Source organism: Pseudobacter sp., from assembly GCF_051955275.1.
Classification (GTDB): Bacteria; Bacteroidota; Bacteroidia; order Chitinophagales; family Chitinophagaceae; genus Pseudobacter.
In genome coordinates this window covers 1-17299 of sequence record NZ_JBQCGW010000193.1, presented here as the reverse complement: position 1 = coordinate 17299, position 17299 = coordinate 1, and the positions used below count along the sequence as shown (strand labels likewise).

14 protein-coding genes and 1 tRNA gene are annotated in these 17299 nt (G+C 48.2%); 3 read left to right on the top strand and 12 right to left on the bottom strand.

The annotated features are described in order from the left end of the window. Window positions 1-110: 110 nt before the first annotated feature. Entirely contained in the window at window positions 111-407 is a 297-nt protein-coding gene (locus tag ACTHMC_RS16985) for a hypothetical protein (protein ID WP_440414823.1), read from the bottom strand. A 107-nt stretch (window positions 408-514) separates the two neighbouring features. Continuing rightward, window positions 515-591, bottom strand: a tRNA-Arg gene (locus ACTHMC_RS16980). Window positions 592-702: 111 nt separating this feature from the next. Between ACTHMC_RS16980 and ACTHMC_RS16975 the strand changes: the two genes are divergently transcribed. Continuing rightward, window positions 703-1095 carry a VOC family protein gene (locus ACTHMC_RS16975; RefSeq protein ID WP_440414821.1) on the top strand — a complete coding sequence of 131 codons (393 nt, stop codon included), beginning with the start codon at window positions 703-705 and terminating at the stop codon, window positions 1093-1095. Window positions 1096-1160: 65 nt separating this feature from the next. Here ACTHMC_RS16975 and ACTHMC_RS16970 read toward each other — a convergent pair whose 3' ends face one another. Next, window positions 1161-1724, bottom strand: coding sequence for a hypothetical protein (locus ACTHMC_RS16970; protein ID WP_440414819.1), 564 nt, complete (start codon window positions 1722-1724; stop codon window positions 1161-1163). 160 nt (window positions 1725-1884) lie between these two features. Here ACTHMC_RS16970 and ACTHMC_RS16965 point away from each other — a divergent pair, with 160 nt between their 5' ends. Beyond that, window positions 1885-2433 (top strand): YceI family protein, encoded by a 549-nt coding sequence (locus ACTHMC_RS16965; RefSeq protein ID WP_440414818.1) that lies wholly within the window; start codon window positions 1885-1887, stop codon window positions 2431-2433. A 7-nt stretch (window positions 2434-2440) separates the two neighbouring features. On the opposite strand, the gene ACTHMC_RS16960 is transcribed toward ACTHMC_RS16965, so the two are convergent. The 3 genes from ACTHMC_RS16960 to ACTHMC_RS16950 form a co-directional block, all read right to left on the bottom strand. Continuing rightward, window positions 2441-2953 carry a PPC domain-containing DNA-binding protein gene (locus ACTHMC_RS16960; RefSeq protein WP_440414817.1) on the bottom strand — a complete coding sequence of 171 codons (513 nt, stop codon included), beginning with the start codon at window positions 2951-2953 and terminating at the stop codon, window positions 2441-2443. A gap of 269 nt (window positions 2954-3222) precedes the next feature. Then, window positions 3223-3714, bottom strand: coding sequence for a hypothetical protein (locus ACTHMC_RS16955; protein WP_440414816.1), 492 nt, complete (start codon window positions 3712-3714; stop codon window positions 3223-3225). Window positions 3715-3737: 23 nt separating this feature from the next. After that, complete coding sequence (locus ACTHMC_RS16950) at window positions 3738-5828, bottom strand: tetratricopeptide repeat protein (protein ID WP_440414814.1); 2091 nt, start codon at window positions 5826-5828, stop codon at window positions 3738-3740. A gap of 187 nt (window positions 5829-6015) precedes the next feature. Here ACTHMC_RS16950 and ACTHMC_RS16945 point away from each other — a divergent pair, with 187 nt between their 5' ends. Further along, window positions 6016-6534: a sensor histidine kinase gene (locus ACTHMC_RS16945; protein ID WP_440414813.1), complete on the top strand. Its 519-nt coding sequence runs from the start codon at window positions 6016-6018 to the stop codon at window positions 6532-6534. A 149-nt stretch (window positions 6535-6683) separates the two neighbouring features. On the opposite strand, the gene ACTHMC_RS16940 is transcribed toward ACTHMC_RS16945, so the two are convergent. The 6 genes from ACTHMC_RS16940 to ACTHMC_RS16915 all read right to left on the bottom strand — a co-directional run bounded on the left by ACTHMC_RS16940 (window position 6684) and on the right by ACTHMC_RS16915 (window position 17096). Beyond that, window positions 6684-8993 carry a Gldg family protein gene (locus ACTHMC_RS16940; RefSeq protein ID WP_440414811.1) on the bottom strand — a complete coding sequence of 770 codons (2310 nt, stop codon included), beginning with the start codon at window positions 8991-8993 and terminating at the stop codon, window positions 6684-6686. A 25-nt stretch (window positions 8994-9018) separates the two neighbouring features. Further along, window positions 9019-9936 carry an ABC transporter ATP-binding protein gene (locus ACTHMC_RS16935; protein ID WP_440414810.1) on the bottom strand — a complete coding sequence of 306 codons (918 nt, stop codon included), beginning with the start codon at window positions 9934-9936 and terminating at the stop codon, window positions 9019-9021. A gap of 63 nt (window positions 9937-9999) precedes the next feature. Continuing rightward, window positions 10000-11376: a RagB/SusD family nutrient uptake outer membrane protein gene (locus ACTHMC_RS16930; RefSeq protein WP_440414808.1), complete on the bottom strand. Its 1377-nt coding sequence runs from the start codon at window positions 11374-11376 to the stop codon at window positions 10000-10002. A gap of 10 nt (window positions 11377-11386) precedes the next feature. Beyond that, window positions 11387-14926 (bottom strand): SusC/RagA family TonB-linked outer membrane protein, encoded by a 3540-nt coding sequence (locus ACTHMC_RS16925; RefSeq protein WP_440414806.1) that lies wholly within the window; start codon window positions 14924-14926, stop codon window positions 11387-11389. Between the two features lie 219 nt (window positions 14927-15145). Next, window positions 15146-16378, bottom strand: a complete 1233-nt coding sequence (locus ACTHMC_RS16920; protein WP_440414805.1) for a FecR domain-containing protein — start codon at window positions 16376-16378, stop codon at window positions 15146-15148. Between the two features lie 121 nt (window positions 16379-16499). Next, window positions 16500-17096, bottom strand: a complete 597-nt coding sequence (locus ACTHMC_RS16915) for an RNA polymerase sigma factor (protein WP_440414803.1) — start codon at window positions 17094-17096, stop codon at window positions 16500-16502. Between the last annotated feature and the right edge of the window lie 203 nt (window positions 17097-17299).

Below are 17299 nucleotides of genomic sequence, written 5' to 3'. Positions count from 1 at the left end.
TATACTGATTACCGTGGCAATTGTACTGGGCGCAGCTGCCGGATTTTGGGTATATGAGAAAACAAAGAATGAATTCCTTTTGTTTCTGGTAATGCTGGCCGCCATCCTCCTTATGATTTATCTCCTTTATGTGACTGGTTTTCCCTGGCAGGGTCTGCATCGATCAGTTCCCGCATCTTCTTTTGAGTGAGCCCGAAATGCGCCGCCATGCCGGCGATCTCCTCAGCCGAAAAATTCAAACCTTCTTTCCGGATCTGGTTGAAGCGCTGACTGCGCATACCAGCTGCTGCGGCTACCGGGGCTATGCCGGCTAACCTCGGATCGAGGATCTGGGAGAAGAATGTAATATCTCCACTCAGTACGAGCACTCGCACGCTATCCTGGTATCTCATGTCTCTGTAGGCCATGCAGCAAAGGTAGAATTATCAATAATTTTTGGAATAAGTCCGTGAAAAGTCCGTAGATATAAAAAAGCCCATTTAATCGACTGAAAATCAGTAGCAATTGAATGGGCTGGTGAACCGGATTGGATTCGAACCAATGACCTGCTGCTTAGAAGGCAGCTGCTCTATCCAGCTGAGCTACCGGTCCTGAAGGGCTGCAAAAGTAATAAATTCTCAATAAGTTAGCAACAAATCTTCAAATTTTCCACATTAATTCTACTGGCAGGAAATTTGCACAATTATAACAAAACCACACGGAATGAAAGATAACCTGCACTTCCTCTTCGAGATCCCAGTGAAAATGATGGAAAGAGCTGTAAGGTTCTATGAATCCGTCTTCAACATCAAATTGTCCAGAAAAATGCTTGATTTTCCGACCGGTTCGGTAGATCTGGCCTGTTTTCCTGATTCTGATGGACAATCCGGCCTCAATGGAGCTCTCATCGAACAGCAGAATGGAGTGATTGCTCCTGGTGAGGTGATGGTGTACCTGGACTCCAGAATGAACGATATTGACCAGGAACTTGCCCGGGTCGAAAAAGAAGGTGGGGTGATTATTACCCCAAAAACTTTCGTGTCGAAGGTGATCGGATATATGGCCACTTTCATCGATTCGGAAGGCAATAAAGTGTCTTTACTATCTAAAAAATAGATCCTCCTGTAAAAGAAAAAACGCTCAGCCGGCACCCGGATGAGCGTTTTTTCTTTTATTATGATTTACATGCTATATTCCACGTACCAGGCCTTCTTCGTTTTCTTATCATACCACAGGTACTCATAGTATTCAAGTTCATCCATCTTTTTATAAGGTTTGATCTTGCCGATCCTTTTCTTATCCCACCACGGAAATTCATATCCCGCTAACAGACTTTCGATGTGCACCTCACTGGAAAGATTCAGGCTTTTCCTGGAAACGATGCTGTCAATAGTGGACTGATCCGCTTCGAAGGCAAGCATTACCTTGTAATCGATTCCCATATAATCTCCGAAACTGTAAATGCCGTTTACGTCTTTTCCCGGTTTCACCTTGAGGTGATCATAAAATCGGTTCCTGTTATTTTCTGTATCAGGTTTGCCGGAGTCGTACGCCGGAATTATTTTGTCCAGTTTCTTACCTGTCTTTTCTTTTGTCCGGTCAATCGCATCCTCCATTGCAGCATACGTTTCCGCAAGGGATTTCTCTGCCTTTTCCGCGAGCTTGCCGGCTTTGTCTCCCATATTGTTACAGGCTGTTACTGAAAGAAGAAAAGATAGAACCGTTATCAGGCGTGCAAAGCTCATACAGCAACATTTATAAAGAAAAATATACTTCATTTTTATCACATCCACAAACATATCACTAACCTGCAGGTTAGTACTTACCTTTTGGATAGCTTGTACTTTCCCTGCTGCATGCCATCTAATTTTGTATTGTAAAAATCAAAAAATAAAACAAGATTTTATGGCAAATACAAAATGGCTTCTTGATCCACTCCACAGCGAACTTGGCTTCAAGATTAAACACCTGATGATCACCAATGTTTCCGGTGCCATCAAAAATTTTCAGGTTGAAATGGAAACAGCAGGGGAGAATCTCACCACTGCACAGGTACGCCTAACGGCAGACATGAACTCCATCTCCACCAATAACGAGCAAAGAGACGGTCACCTGCGTAATGGTGATTTCTTCGATACGGAAAATCATCCTCAGCTGGTATTCACATCCACTAAAGTGGAAGATGCGGGCAGCGAAAGCTTCACCCTGGTGGGCGATCTTTCCCTCAAAGGCATTACAAAACCAGTGAAACTGAATGTAGAGTACAGCGGCGTAACCAAGGATCCATGGGGAACCGAAAGAGCAGGCTTTACCGTAACAGGCAAGATCAAACGCAGCGAATGGGGCATCAATTTCAACTCTGTACTCGAAACCGGCGGCGTGGCATTAAGTGATGAAGTGAAGATCAACGCAGAAGTGCAACTGGTTAAACAAGCCGTAGCAGTTCCTGCATAAGCCGGATCTATTTCTTTTCACAGGGGGGCAACTGCAGCACGTTCGCGTTCAGCGGTTGCTCCACTTTTCTTTCAAGTTTCTGGTTGTGAACAATCACAGTAATTTCCATCGATCCCGTACCCACCGTCATAGCCAGCAGATGACCTCCATAAGCCTTGAACTCCCTGTCCGTTGCTACTCCATGAATATGTAAAGAAGGCTTATCATTACTCCACGCAATGGATCCCGTAACACTGCCCATCTCCACATCTTTAAACTCTCCGGGATCAAATGCTTTTTTCTTCGCATCGTAAAAACCAAAAGTAGCAGTCCCCGCAAACCCCATCCCCATAAAATTGGCAGCTGGGATCTTTTCAAGAATGGCCAGTTGTTCAATGGCCGAAAAAACATTTTCGCCCTGCCGGAGGACCATCAGGTAACCCGTTGGTGTTTTGATGTACTGCTGCCGGCAACTGTCAGCCTGTGCGTTCACCGCTCCAACTATCATGCAACCAGCCAGGAGGGATAATAGATTTTTCATATTCGTACTTTTATGTTTCTGCTTCAATAATTACACCAGCATCCGAACCTTTTGCCATTGCATTGATCGGATTGGCGCCTCTGGGTGATATCTTCTGTACTGCCGGGCTTACATTACCCAAAAAAGCAACCGGCACGGCCTTGATATAGCCGTGCCGGTTAAAGCAACTCCCGGCAAGCATCGATGCTTGTTCAGGTGGATTATTCGATCAGTACCGGTGAACTTATCCATCGCGAAGAACAGATAAGCTATGCCGTTATCCCACTAACCTAAAAATCAGTCCAGGTATCATTCGCAGCGAGATCCCAGCCAGCCTTGCTGCTGACCTTTGACTTGCCACGCTTGTCTGTTGTGTAATACACCCAGCCGATCCTTCCGGCTTTCAATTCCAGCTGGGTATTGCCATTGCCATCACTGCACTGCACCACTTCAATATCCTGCATGATGATCCTGTGGTCCAGCGTACGGCGCTCACCCGGAACGGTAACAATGATCTCACCCGTTGGCAGTTTCTTGCCGCTGTTGAGCGCATTCCGGAATTGTGCAGTAGCAGGAGAGGTAGGGATCTCGAAACGAAGGGTGGTATTATTGCCCGCCGGTGTACCTTTCAGGTTATTCACTTCGAGCTGCTTTTCATAGCCCTTTGCCAGTGATGTGCCGCTGATCTGGACGCCTTCCGCAGATTTGAATTTTCCGAAATTTTCCACCTGCTGACTGAATGCTGCAAATGGTAATAACAATAAAATAAATAGTGATTTCATGAGAGCGGTTTTATGGTTAATGTTTATTTCTTGAATATTCCGGCGCCACCTATCGATCCTTTGCCGCTGATAATGCTGATCTTTCCTTCCATGCCACCTGAAGGCCCCAGGTCGCCGATCTTTACACCACCCTCTGCACCACCGGTCACGTAAACATCCTTCATACCGCCTCTGTCAACCTCAACACCAACCCTTACTCCGGCTTCCGCGCCCACATTCACCGGGCCGACTTCCACGTCACGGTCGATCTTTGCGCCTACTTCCACGGTACAGCTTACAAACTTTTCAGACCAGTTTTTTTTATCGGCATCCAGTTGCATTTTGAAAGCAAGCACACCAGCATCGAATTCCCCTACTGACTTGCTGCAATCGAAGTTGAGCTTACCCATCGGAAGTTTGAATTCTGTATGATACTGACAGGCCACATCATCAAAATTGGCCAGGGGACCGAGTTTGCCTAAAAGTGGTTCTACACAGTCGAACTCCGTAATGCTTTTGAAAGTAGCAGGAGGGCCAGCATAGAGGTCTTTCAGCCACTGCTGCTTGATCTGATTTTTACGCAGCTCGAATGCCTCTGCCCAATGGATATACAGCTCCCAGTGGCCACTTTCATTGAGCATTTCTTTCTCGATCTGTAAGTATTCTTTGAAGAAAACCTCTGTCTGGCCATTGTAAGCTTTCAGGAACTTGTTACTGGCATCACGGTATTTCGGACAGAAGTCAGCGTTAGCTTTGCCTTCACCGCTTTGTTCAAATTCTTCATCGCGCAGTTTAGCCATTACGTCATTGTATTCTTTTTCCAGTCTTATGCCTTCAGTACTGATCCAGGAAGCCACCCGTTTGCTGTAATTTTCCAGTTTTATTGCGTATGTCTCCAGAGACATTTTCAGCTTGCGGCTGGCTCTGCTTCCGTAGAGCGTAACAGAAGCGAACCTGTTGATAGCGCTGGGATCAGTCATTGCTGCATTCACCATCCTGATATCTCTCTGCATCCTGTCCTGCTGCGCCTGTTCTGCCACCGCCTGTAATTTTTTCTCTTCTTCCTTCAGCTTTTCGAGACGACTGTCAATCGATGCACGGAACGCCTTCCAGTCTTTCCCGAGCGCAATACATTCCGCTACAGACCTGGGAAAGGCAGGAGGGAAGAAGCCACCCAGGTTTAACGGGTCTGCTTTCTTTGGACCGGGAATGGGAAAATCATCCGGACCGGCTTTATATCCCAGCTTGCGTAATTTTTCTTCTTTCTCATCTGTGTATCCTCTTTTTACGGAACGCTTCATGGCTGCAATAGCTGCAGCGGTATTGCCTTTGTTTTCTTCAATACTGGCTTTGGTAACATTGGCCTGCGGATGTGATGGATAAATGTTCAGGGCGCTGTCGATATATTTCTCTGCCTTTGGAATATCGCCCAATCCAAACCAGGCCTGTCCGATATTATTGAGCAGGGTACTGTTTTTGGGGAAACGCTTATTCAGGTTCAGCAACAACGGCAACGCCAGGTCTTGTCCACCCAGCATACTCAACATGGCCGCATAATTACTGATATTGTTGGTGTTGCCGGGAGCTGCTTCGCAGGCTTTTCCCATCAGGAACAGTGCAGCTTCCGGGTAACCCAGCAACCAGCAATTGACAGCTGCATTGCCCAGGTAAACCGCGCTGCTGTTGGTGGCTGCCAGTTTCGTATAGAGTTTGGCAGCAGTGGCCTTTACATCAGGGCTTATTGAAGCCATTACTTTTGAATGCGTGCTGCTGATGAAGGCGCTCATTTTATCATTGGAGGGTGTAGGGGCAATAGCGGCGATCCTGGCCGCATCCTTCCTGGGAACGATCCTGTTCTCATCTTCAAAAGCAGCCTTCATTCCTTCATCAGTAGCCGCAGCAGCATTTTTTTTCGCAGCCTTGAAATCCACTTTGATGCCCATGCTGTCCATCATTTTTTTTGCTTCCGGATCGAGCTCGTCCATCATTTGCTGGGCCTCTTTCATGGCCTGCTCCAGCTCGCTTTTGGTGGGAGCTTTTTCTTTTTCTTTGGCCTTGCCTTTGGACTGGGCATTTACTGCCAGACCGCTGCAAATGAGAATGGGTAGAAGAACAGATTTGAGGATGTTAGTCATGAGTACCTTGTTATTTGAGAATAAAGGGATTGTTTGCTCCGGTAAAATTGCGCATTGAAAAATGCTTTTCCATCCCGTAAAAGAGGGATTTTATGCAGAAAAAAGATCATGGAAAAACAGGAGATGTCCACCGTACATAATTGATTTTATTTGCATACCAACCATCAACTAACACTCCTTCATCATTATGAGAGGTAACCTGATCATGAGCCCTGAAAATATGCAGGCATTTGAAAGAAGCATCGATATGCTTGACAGCAGCCTCCGGGAAATACGCAGGGTGGCGAATGACCTGATGCCTGAAGTACTGTTCAGATACGGACTGGATAAGGCATTGCAGGATTTCTTGGCAGATATCGATAAAGCAGGTACCCTGAATGTGAATTACCAGAGTACTGGCCTGAATGATGCGCAGATAGCGCACTCAACAGCCATTGCCCTGTTCCGCGCGGTAGAGGAACTGATGAATAATATCATCAGGCATGCTGCGGCCCGCAGTGCAGTCATCCGGTTGTCGAGAACCGACAGACATATTACGCTTACCGTGGAAGATGATGGGATGGGTTTTGAACCAGGTTCCCCCGGAGGTTCACCAGGCACTGGCCTGGAATATATCCGTAACCGTGTGGATTTTTTGAAAGGGAAGATCGATATCAGGTCGGCACCCGGCAAAGGAAGTTCAGTGATGATCGTAGTAAATATCTGAAATGGTTCGGGTTATGTGCTGAAGAACACCACCCGCGAAGAACTGTTGCAGGTTATCCATACCGTATTGAAAAGGAAAACCCGGAGGATGCGTGCAGATCATAGGGTACAGATAGCAACATCCTTCCGGGTTGTTTCCATGGCTGGCTGTTACTTCCTCCTTCGGAAGAATAACAGCATGATGCCGCCGATCAGGATGGCCGCAGGTATTGCATACAGATAGAATACCTTCAACCAGGCTACACCTTTGGTGGTGAGCGTAATTTCATTATCTACAGGTTCTTTGGCAGGAATGGAAACGGGATATTTTCCATCGCTGAACCAGTTGAAAATTCCGTTATAGAACTGTGTATTTTTATTACCGCTTGTTTTTCTGAATGTGCTCAGCTCCAGGTTGCTGATAAAGTCCGCATCGGAGAGCACGGCGATCTTCTGTTGCCGGCCATTCACATTGCGTGTGAGCGCCCAGGCTGTATTCACAGGTACTTTAAGATCTCCTTCAGCCGCATTGAATACCGTACGGAGAGAATCCGTTTCAATCTTCTTTGCCTTCAGCCAGCTTTTTTCTGTATGGGTAACCAGTAAAGGCATCGCTTTGAAATCAGCAGCAGGCTTGCATTCTATGGCGCCTGCACCCAGCATTACCACTTTCCAGGTTGAATCCTTCGCCCTTTTTTTGTATTCATCTCCCAGTATCCCGGCATCATCAGTAAAGTAGCTGTACACGATATTGGCAGCCATGCCTTCATTGGTCTGCGCTACGGTTCCTTTCAGGAACTGAATGCCCAACGGGTCCAGTACAGGCCTGAGATACTCCTGGAATTCACCTTCTGCCGTTACCAGCAGGTTACCGCCGTTATCGATATATTCTTTGATCTTCGCCAGTTCTTCGGGCGAAAAACTGCTGCGGGGATCGGCAATCACCAGCGCATCGATGCCTGTAGGAACAGGCCCTGTTTTCAGATCAACGGATACCGGCTGAAAGCCATTGTTCACCAAAGTGTTCCGCTGCGTTTTTTCGCTTGTGCTTGAACGGTAGCCCCGGTCGCTGTTGTCCCTGATGCTTCTCAGATCATTTCCTGTTACAAAAGCAATGCGGGAAGGTCCCTGTTCCAGCAGCTTGATGGCGGCAACAATATTGGGCTCTCCGGGATGTTTGAAAAAGTCGTTGTAAAGGCGGAGCCAGGTCTTTTTGTCGCCGCTTTTCAGCACACGTACAAAACGATTTCCTTCTTCTTTCAGATTGATTTCTTTTTTTATCTCCTGCGGGCTGAGGAAATCACTCAGATCAAGCTTATTACTTTCTGCAACATTCTCCGCTACAGCTTTCAGTGTCAGGCCGCTGTTGATCTTGTTGGAGAAAAGCGATTTATTATCGGTAGTATCATAGTAGTATACGTAGTTCATCTTCAATGCAGGATGAAAACGCTGGTACTGTTCAAAGCGGGTAAGATCGTTATTGCGTTGTTTCTTCGCGCCTACATTATAGTCTTTATCCAGCAGGTTCACATAGGTGGTGATCTCCAGTGGCTCTTTCAGCCCTTTCATCACTTCCTGGCTGATGGGATGCAGGGTACGGATATGCTGTGAAGTAGTATCTGCATAACCAGTGAACTTCGGCAATGCGCTGATATAACCGATGCCGATGCAGACTGCAATGAGCAGCAGGTATCGTGTTGCCTGAACGGCGAATGATTTGCTTTCCCGGCCGCTTTGGAGTTTCAGCATGGTTAGCCCCAGGAAAAGCGTGATCACCACTACAAAGTATACGATGTCTTTGCTGCGGATCAGGCCATAGATCATGCTGTCCGCTTTTCCGCTTACCGACAGGAAGTAGGTGATATGACGGACGAAATCGATATCCTGCCAGAGGCTGCCGATATAGTGCAGGAAGGTGAGCACTGCCAGGGTGCTCAGGGCGGCCACCACCTGGTAGGCTGTGAGGCTCGAAAGGAAAAGTCCGATGGCCGCATAGGCGCTCAGCAATAGGGTCAGTCCCAGTATTCCACTCAGCATCCAGCTCATTTCAAAATTCGGGATGAAGAACGATGCTGTGATCACATAGGCGAGCAGCAATACAATGAACAGCAGTGCATAGGCCATGATGCCGATATACTTTCCGAACACGATCTCTGCCACACTGATGGGGGAGGACTGCAATAATTTTATAGAACCACTGCTGATCTCGCGGCTGATCAGCCCCATGGTGATCAGGGGAATGAACAGGTAGAGCTGGCTCTGCACGGTCAGGAGCAGTCCGGGTGTTTGCCCGTTGGTGAAAATATAATCGGTGAGGTTGAATGTGTTGTACCCCAGGTTCCTGTACGACACATACATTTCCATTTTGCCGGTAAAGGCAATACCGAACTGTACGGTGAAGATCACCAGGATGAACCAGGCGATGGGTGAATAAAAGAGTGATGCTAATTCCTGTTTAGCGATCCGTAAAGAAACTCGCATAAATAAGTTGATTATTTGCTGCCCACTAAGAAGACAATTGTTTAAAAATATCGTCGAGAGAGCTCTTTTCAAGACCGATCTCTCTCATCTTCCAGCCCTTTGCCACGCTCACTTCTATGATGGTCTCACAGATGGCCGGGTTCCTGTCTATCACCAGCCTGGCGCTGTTCTCCGACTGGATCACGGCGTCTTTCACACCGGGGACCTGCAGCAGTTCTTCGCGGGATGGCATATTGCTGAACCATACCTGCACGCCATTGGGCTCGATATAGTTGTTGAAGGCTTCCATACTGTCTGCAAAAACGATCTTTCCTTTTTCTATCATCACAATGTCCCGGCAGAGCACCTGCACTTCACTCAGGATATGGGTGGAGAAGATCACTGCGCGTTCTTCGGCGATCTCGCGGATAAGCTTGCGTACTTCCAGGATCTGGTTGGGGTCGAGACCATTCGTAGGTTCATCCAGCACCACCAGCTGTGGTTTATGGATGATGGCCTGTGCAATGCCCACGCGCTGGCGGTAGCCTCCAGAGAGGTTTTTCAGCAGTCGGTCGCTGAAATGGGCCACACCACATTTCTGTTTCACTTCTTCCACGGCCTGCTTCACTTTTGATCTTTCGATCCTGCGCAGATGCGCGCAATGCGTGAGGTATTCATGAATGGTCAGCTCCAGGTGGAGTGGCGGATGCTGCGGCAGGAAACCGATCTGCTTTTTGGCTTCTTTGGGATGCTTGCGCATATCGATGCCACAGATGGTCACTGTTCCTTCGGTCTGGTTAAGCACGCCACAGAGGATATTCATAGTGGTGGACTTGCCGGCTCCATTGGAACCAAGCAGCCCGAGAATGCCTTTGCGGTCTATCTGCAGATTGATATTTTGAATGGCCCAGGCACGCGAGTAGCGGTGACTGAGGTTCTCAATCTTTACAATATTATCACTCATAAATCTCTGTTTCTTTCTGCCTTTTCAGAGTGTGCCCAGTCGCGCGACTGGGCACACCATGAGTTATCTTGGGTTTTGGGGATAATTGTTTATCTGGATCTCATTGTCAGGTAATGGCATTACATACCTGTCTGAATTGGGTTTGAGCTCATATGTTTTACCCTGGTAGGTATGTGTGAGCGTGGTAGCAAACTGTGGTTCTTTGTTTAGCCTGCGGAGATCTTCCCATCTCGTTCCTCTCAGGTACAGTTCCCTCCTGCGTTCATCGATGATATATTTGAGCGCATCGTTGGCATCTGTAATAGTGAGGGCAGGAGTGCCTGCAGGGAACCTGTTCTTACGAAGCTCATTCACATCGGCCATGGCCAGATCAACCTGTCCTTTCCTTGCATACGCTTCTGCGCGGATCAGGTACACTTCACTGGTAGTATAACCGGCGAATATGGTGTACAGCCCGCCCAGTGATCCTTTGAAAGAAGAATCGGTAGGCAGTTTGGTGAAGAAAACAGTACGCCTGAGATCATCAGCTTCGTAAAGCGACAGTACATCGGCCGAAGCAGCCATTCCCGTGTAGGTGGAGCTGGGCTTGTGGATCTGTGAATACCAGATCATTTCAGGATAGGTTTTGCCGAAATCCGCCACAAATTGTGTCGCCGTGAGCCAGGAGCCAGGAGTGTTGAAATTAGCCAGTGTGCTCTTGATCGTCAGCGCCTGGTTGGAATATTCCAGCACCTTATCCCAGTTGCCCATCTGCATGTAAACCCTGGCAAGCAGAGTGGCAGCAGCTGCTTTGCTCGGGCGGTTTACATTGAGTGCCGTGGCAGGTAGCAGTGGCATGGCTTCCTCCAGGTCTTTAATGATGAATTTGTAGGTTTCGGCTACTGTAGACTGAGGGTATCTTACAGTAACGTCATAGTCTGTTCTGAGAGGAAGACCTATGTCTGTTGCAGCGGTAGCTGCATCATAAGGTTTGATGAAAAGCTGCGCGAGCTGGTAGAAAGAGAACGCACGGATGAAATGTGCGCTTCCTTTCGTGTTGTTCCAGGTAGCCTGCTCTGTGGCATTGGAGGGAGTTACTTTCTGTACATCCAGCGCCAGGTTGGCCAGCATTATACGCTGCCAGGAATTATTCCAGTCGGTAGATTCCAGCGCATTGAATATATCTTTCTCCCAGAGATAACCATTGATCTCATAAGGCATGTTCACTTTCCAGGTAGTGAGCACATTATCCGGGAGCGTGAACTCTCCGGCGCTCATCAGGGCCAGTGATACGGAAGAGAATGTATTTATGATGGTCTGGTTGTCCAGCACGGCCTGGTAATCGTTGATATTACGGATGATCAGTTCTCTGGCGTCTCTTTTCTCCTCCAGGAATTCCTTTCCGCAACTGCTGAAGGCCAGGGCTGCCGCAATCAGAACACTATATGTTTTGAATCTCATTGTAACAGTTTTAAAAATCTAATTGAATGCCCAGCGCAAATGTGCGGGGAGTTACATACTGTGCATTGGGGAAGTCAGGATCGATGCCTTCATCATTGGCCTTCCAGAGCATGCCCACATTCCTTACATTGGCCACCAGGTTCACACGCTCAAACGGCATGCGGGGGAAATTCATCTTCGTCAATGCATAGGTGAACGCGATATCCTGCAGGCGCACCACATCCCCTTTGGTGATCAGCACACTGGTATTGTTGTAATAAGTAGGCAATCCTGCAATAGCGGTAGCCAGGTAAGCTGGTACATAGGTATTGTTCTCATCACCGGGCTGCTGCCATCTTTTGAAATAATCCATATGGTAAGTGCCGGAGTATTCAGCGGCAGATGCCATGGAATTCCTGCGGAACACGTGACCTGTTTTCCAGGTGATGAGGAAGGAGAGACCGAAATTCTTATAGTTGATCTCATTCCGCAGTGAGCCGAACATGGTAGGTACAGCCACACCTGCATTCATCAACTCTTCCTTCTTCATATTGTTCACATAGGTATTGTAGTTGGTGGATTTGTTGCCATTCAGGTACATGATGGGCAATCCGTTCTGAGGGTCCAGACCGAGCCAGGGAATAGCATAGATCATGTCCCTGCTGGTTCCAATCACAGGAGGAGGGGCCGCATTGAAGTATTCCAGGGTTCTTCTGCCGGGATTCACAAATACATTGGTCACTTCATTCTTAACTGTGCTCAACAGAAAAATACTGCTCCAGTTGATAACACCGGTGATATTCTTGGTATTGAGCCTGAAGTCGAAGCCCTCGGATTTCATGTTGGCGTAGTTCACCTTCTTGCTGTTCTGCGCCGTTCCGCCGGTGATGATACCAGTGGAAGGAGCCAGGTAATCTTCGCCGATCAGGTCGCTCGATTTTTTTGCATAATACTCGATGCTGCCACTGATGCGGTTGTTCTTCAACGTGAAATCAACAGCCAGGTTCAGGGTGTTCACCTGTTCCCAGCGGAGCGAAGGATTACCCACTGTAGTTACCCTGATATAGTTAAGATTGGTGTTGTTATTGCTCAGCAGGCCACCTGCGGGGTAACGGCTCACGAGATTGGTAACATTGCCGGCGATACCATAAGTGGCGCGCAGTGCGAGTCCCGGAACCCAGTCGCTATGATAGAAATTCTCCCTGTCGATATCCCATTTTCCACCGAATGACCAGAGCGGCGTCCATTTCTGATTGGATTTTACACCAAAGAGATTGGAGCCATCCCAGCGTGCAGAACCGGTAAGGGTATACCTGCCTTTGTAAGTATAGCTGGCATTGGTATAGTAACTGAGGAAGCGGTCTGTGTATTTTGATAACTGATTTTCGAGAGGGAACTGGCTTGGGATCATCTGGTTACCACCTGGCCTTACAGGTTTCACATTGAGTACATCCAGTTCAGTGAGCTTGCCGCTCATGGTCACAGGATCATAGCCATAGAGATAATATCCGGGGCTGCTTTCGCGAACGATCTCTCTTACTTCTGAACCAGCCAGTGCGCTCACTGCGTGATCACTACCGAACTTCTCATTGTAGTTGAGTTGCGCTCTGAAAGTGTTTGATTTTGTCTTGAATGGATTTCCTTCGATCAGGATATCACCATAAGGCACCTGTTGCAACCCGTTATCGGCGCGGGTGAACTTATTCACTACATTCCTTACATAATAGCTTTCCTTGTAGTAATGGGAAGTATTGTTGTTGGAGCCTGTGGTGTTCTGGTATTGAACACCCAGGTCGAAACGCTTGAGGAAATTGTAGTTGATGGATGCATTGAGGCGAAGCTCCTGGCCGGTAGCGGAGATCTTGCGCTGGTTGATCTCTTCGATGGGGCGGTAATTCCAGTCCATCAGGCCGGCTGCCATCTGCTCATCCTTGTATTGCTGGCTCAGGTCTTTCACGATGCTTGCAGGATTTCCATTGGCATCCACCAGGCTCATGTATGGAGAAAGGCCGATAGAGTTGGCGGCGGTGAGGTCGCCGATGGTAACACCGTTATTGATCCTGTTGGTATGGGAATAGCTGAGGCCTGCCTGCATGGTGAGGTTTTCCACCGGCTTGAAACTGTTGTTCATGCTGATGTTGAAACGATCGTCGCGGTCCCCGATATTGGTGCCACGGTTCCTGTCGTACCCTGCAGAGAGATAATAGTTGTACGTCTGTCCACCACCTCTTACGTTCAGCGAGTACTGTTGCAGTACGCCGCGCTGCATGAGGTATTTTTCGATGTCGTTCCTTACTTCGGAACCTTTCAGTCTTTGCTCTTCAGCCTCGAAAGTGGCGAGATCGATCTTGCCGTCTTTCAGCTTTTGTAACAGGTATGCATATTCGGGAATCACTGTTTTGCTGCTGGCATTGGGATCATAGATGGTATGGTTCTGGAACCTGTATTTCTCTATGTCCATCATGGCTGCTGCAGGCAGGCGGTTCTTGTCGTACAGCAGATCAGGCACATCTGTGATGGTAGTGGTCTGTGAGAAATTGATACGCGCTTTCTGATTGAACCTTCCTTTTTTGGTAGTGATCACAATCACGCCGTTGGCTGCGCGGGCACCCCAGATGGAGGCTGCGGCTGCATCTTTGAGGATGGTGATATCTTCGATATCGTTCGGGTTGAGGAAGCTGAGGTCAACGCGGTTGCTGAAATCGTTGCCGGCCCTGCTGCTGTAGTTTCCTTCATAAGGGAAATTATCGATAACGATCAGCGGGCGTGAGTTGGCTTCGATGGTGGAAAGACCGCGCACCCTGATATTGGCAGGATCATTGGAACCAGGTGTAAGGAATTGCACGCCATTGGCGATGCCTTCCAGTCTGGCGAGTACGGATGGTCCTGTGGTACGGTTGAAAAGCCTGTTATCTATTTTCTCGAAAGAACCGGTGGCTCTTTCCTTAGGTACATTCTGATAACCGGTGGAGAAGCTGGTCACCACTACTTCCGTTTCGCTGGAGACCTTTGGGGCCATCATCAGGGAAACCGAGGTGGTTCCGGCTTTGAGGCGGTAGCTGAGGGTTTCATAACCTACATACGTTACCTGCAGTACATCACCATCTTCAGCGTTGATAGAGAACTGACCGTTAGGATCAGTCATTACCCTGGTGTCTTTTCCGCGGACGCTCACGGTGGCGCCTGCAAGAGGAGCTCCCGTGGAATCAGTTACTTTACCGGTAATGGGTTCGGGGGCTGGCGTGAAGAGTTGGATGGTTTCCGGTGTTGATATGACAGCCTTCTTCTTCAGTACAATGGTTTTGTCTTTGATGAAGAAATCGATGGGCTGGTCTTTCAGCACCTGTTTCAGGAATGCTTCCAGCGGCATGTTCCTGGCATCCACGGAAACGGCACGCGAATGTTCAAAAACGCTCTGATTGGCGAACAGTACATAACCTGTCTGTTTCTCCACGGTATTGAAGACCGAGAGGAGGGAAAGGTTCTTCCCCGACAGCGAAACTGTCTGTGATTTTGTAGTGGCAGACACTGAGAGAGCAGCTGCCAGCATAAAAAACATCGTCAATTTCATTATTAACCAGAATTTTTTTCCGGGCCTGACCGGGGTTTTCCGGCAGCGGAATGCAGGCCCGCCTGTCCATCCCGGGCAGGGGTTTAGTTCTTTTTCCTTACATTGCATTGTTTGGTTATTTAATTCGTGAAACCGAAATTCAGATCACCAGACTCCGCCGCCTAGTGGACCAGACTAAGGCGGCTTTTTAGTGATCTTACAGATCAAAAAAGTTTTATGTTATTTAGTTACGATCACTTTTTTTCCTTCGATCCTGAAATTCACTTCTGAGCTTTCGAGGATCTGAAAGAGATCCTGCAGGCTGATATTTCTTGTCATTTTCCCGATGAACTGTGGATTGGGTACATCTTTTTCGTACACCACTTCAATATCATACCAGCGTTCCAGCTGCCGCATCACTTCACGCAGACTGGCTTTTCCGAAATTGAAAAATCCATTCTTCCAGGCAATGATCTTATCCGTATCAATATCGCTGCTCACTGAAATGCCTGTTGCTGCTGTACTTCCGTGATTGTTCATGCGGCCCTGCTGGCCAGGTTTCAATACTACAGTTGCAGTATTTGCAATATGGGTTGCATTGTTGGCCATTCTCACACTGCCGCTGAAGAGGGTAGTGCTGAGTTGTTCTTCATTATCGTATGCATTTATATTGAAGCTGGTGCCCAGTACTTCAATGGCTGCACGGTTATTCACGTTCACGATGAAGGGGCTGGCCGAATTGGGCGCCACTTCAAAATATGCTTCACCAGTTATTTCCACTTTTCTTTCACTGCCCTGGAATGCAGTGGGGAAGCGAATGGAGCTGCCTGCATTCAGCCATACTTTGGAACCGTCTGCCAGCTCCATATGGAACTGCCTGCCTTTTGGAGTACTGAGTGTATTGTACACTATTGTACCACCGGCATTGGCTGCTGCATAACTGAGCGATCCGTTTTTCAGTACCGCGTTGGCTCCCTGTTGTGCGGCGATGAGGCCATCCTTTGCATCATCAAGCGATACGGTGGATCCATCTGCCAGTGTGAGCCGGGCGCCGTTTGTGCCGGGCAGGATTGGTTGCTGCTGCGCCAATCCCACCGGCTCAACGGCTGTAGGTGTCTCCTTAATGGTAAGGAATAAATAAGCACCTGCTGTAATGACCAGTACGGCCGCAGCGGCCCATCCGATCCTTCTCAGCGAACGGAGCCGGCCAACGGGCGCCGCATCCGGTATTGTGTTCTCACGGGTTTTGTATTTGTTCAGCACCTCATGGATGCCTTGTTTCCACTGGCTGCCCTCGAAATCGGGCTGTGGAACTATGTCTGGCCGGGCGGCATGAAAGGCATTGATCCTTTCCGTGATGGTTCCGCTCTCATCGGCATCGATAAGGTTCAGTAATTCCTGGCACTCGGCTTCGGAAGCAGTACGCTGCTCCATCTTATCCAGTAAATATTCAAGCCTGTTTGCTGTTTGCACGTGATTGTTTTTTGGGAGAATTAGAATGAGGTTTAAAAGCCTTCCTGAGGCATGGTTGGAAGCCTGTACATAACTACGTATGCCGGCAGTTCAAAAAGTAATCATTCGATAATATAAAAAATCAAAGACGGGAGATAAGAAGGGCTATTGGAACCAGGATACCCTTGCCGGCCAGCCAGGTTTTGAGGGTTTTGCCGGAGCGGTATAGCGAATTCTTTACGGCCTGCACGTCCATCCCCAGCTGTTCCGCTATGGCGGCGGGTTTGAGGCCGGCCTCCCTGCTGAGGCGGTAGATCTGCTGGCTTTTAGGCGGAAGCTGGTTGATGGCCTCCATCACCAGCCTGGCGGCTTCTGAAAAGCCTATGGCCTCTTCCGTAGAACCTGAAACAGCCTGATCAGGCTGCTGATCCAGGAGTTCACGGGCCGTTTTTTCACGGAGGATCTGCTTTTTCAGCCAGGTATAGGAGCGGTTATAGGCAATCCGGAAGATCCAGTGACGGGGCTGCTCCACGCCATTCAGCTTTTCCCTGTCCATCCACAGGTACAGGAAAACTTCCTGGATAATGTCTTTGACCAGCAGTTCCGTTCTTACGATATTGAAAACAACAGGGTAGAGCTCAGGCAGGTAGAGGTGGTAAAGCTGCTCAAAGGCAGCCTCATCGCCATCAGCAATGCGGGCAAAAAGCGAAAGGTCTCTATGTATTTCGTTTTCCTTCAAACTGGTTTCGTACGGATTATGAGGGTCAACGCCGAAATTAAGAATAATTAAAGATGTAAGTTTCACTTTTATATACGCGGATAGCCCTCCCGCAGGTAACTATTGACCGTTTGTACTATTCTGCCGGAATCTTACCCCAAACGTCTTAAATTGCCTTTCCTGAATTTTAAAAACTACAGAATGAAAAACATCATTTCCACCCT

Excerpts from the sequence above, each read along its gene's own strand:
- ACTHMC_RS16985 (WP_440414823.1), bottom strand. The coding sequence starts at position 407 with ATGGCCTACAGAGACATGAGATACCAGGATAGCGTGCGAGTGCTCGTA.
- ACTHMC_RS16975 (WP_440414821.1), top strand. The coding sequence starts at position 703 with ATGAAAGATAACCTGCACTTCCTCTTCGAGATCCCAGTGAAAATGATG.
- ACTHMC_RS16970 (WP_440414819.1), bottom strand. The coding sequence starts at position 1,724 with ATGAGCTTTGCACGCCTGATAACGGTTCTATCTTTTCTTCTTTCAGTA.
- ACTHMC_RS16965 (WP_440414818.1), top strand. The coding sequence starts at position 1,885 with ATGGCAAATACAAAATGGCTTCTTGATCCACTCCACAGCGAACTTGGC.
- ACTHMC_RS16960 (WP_440414817.1), bottom strand. The coding sequence starts at position 2,953 with ATGAAAAATCTATTATCCCTCCTGGCTGGTTGCATGATAGTTGGAGCG.
- ACTHMC_RS16955 (WP_440414816.1), bottom strand. The coding sequence starts at position 3,714 with ATGAAATCACTATTTATTTTATTGTTATTACCATTTGCAGCATTCAGT.
- ACTHMC_RS16950 (WP_440414814.1), bottom strand. The coding sequence starts at position 5,828 with ATGACTAACATCCTCAAATCTGTTCTTCTACCCATTCTCATTTGCAGC.
- ACTHMC_RS16945 (WP_440414813.1), top strand. The coding sequence starts at position 6,016 with ATGAGAGGTAACCTGATCATGAGCCCTGAAAATATGCAGGCATTTGAA.
- ACTHMC_RS16940 (WP_440414811.1), bottom strand. The coding sequence starts at position 8,993 with ATGCGAGTTTCTTTACGGATCGCTAAACAGGAATTAGCATCACTCTTT.
- ACTHMC_RS16935 (WP_440414810.1), bottom strand. The coding sequence starts at position 9,936 with ATGAGTGATAATATTGTAAAGATTGAGAACCTCAGTCACCGCTACTCG.
- ACTHMC_RS16930 (WP_440414808.1), bottom strand. The coding sequence starts at position 11,376 with ATGAGATTCAAAACATATAGTGTTCTGATTGCGGCAGCCCTGGCCTTC.
- ACTHMC_RS16925 (WP_440414806.1), bottom strand. The coding sequence starts at position 14,926 with ATGAAATTGACGATGTTTTTTATGCTGGCAGCTGCTCTCTCAGTGTCT.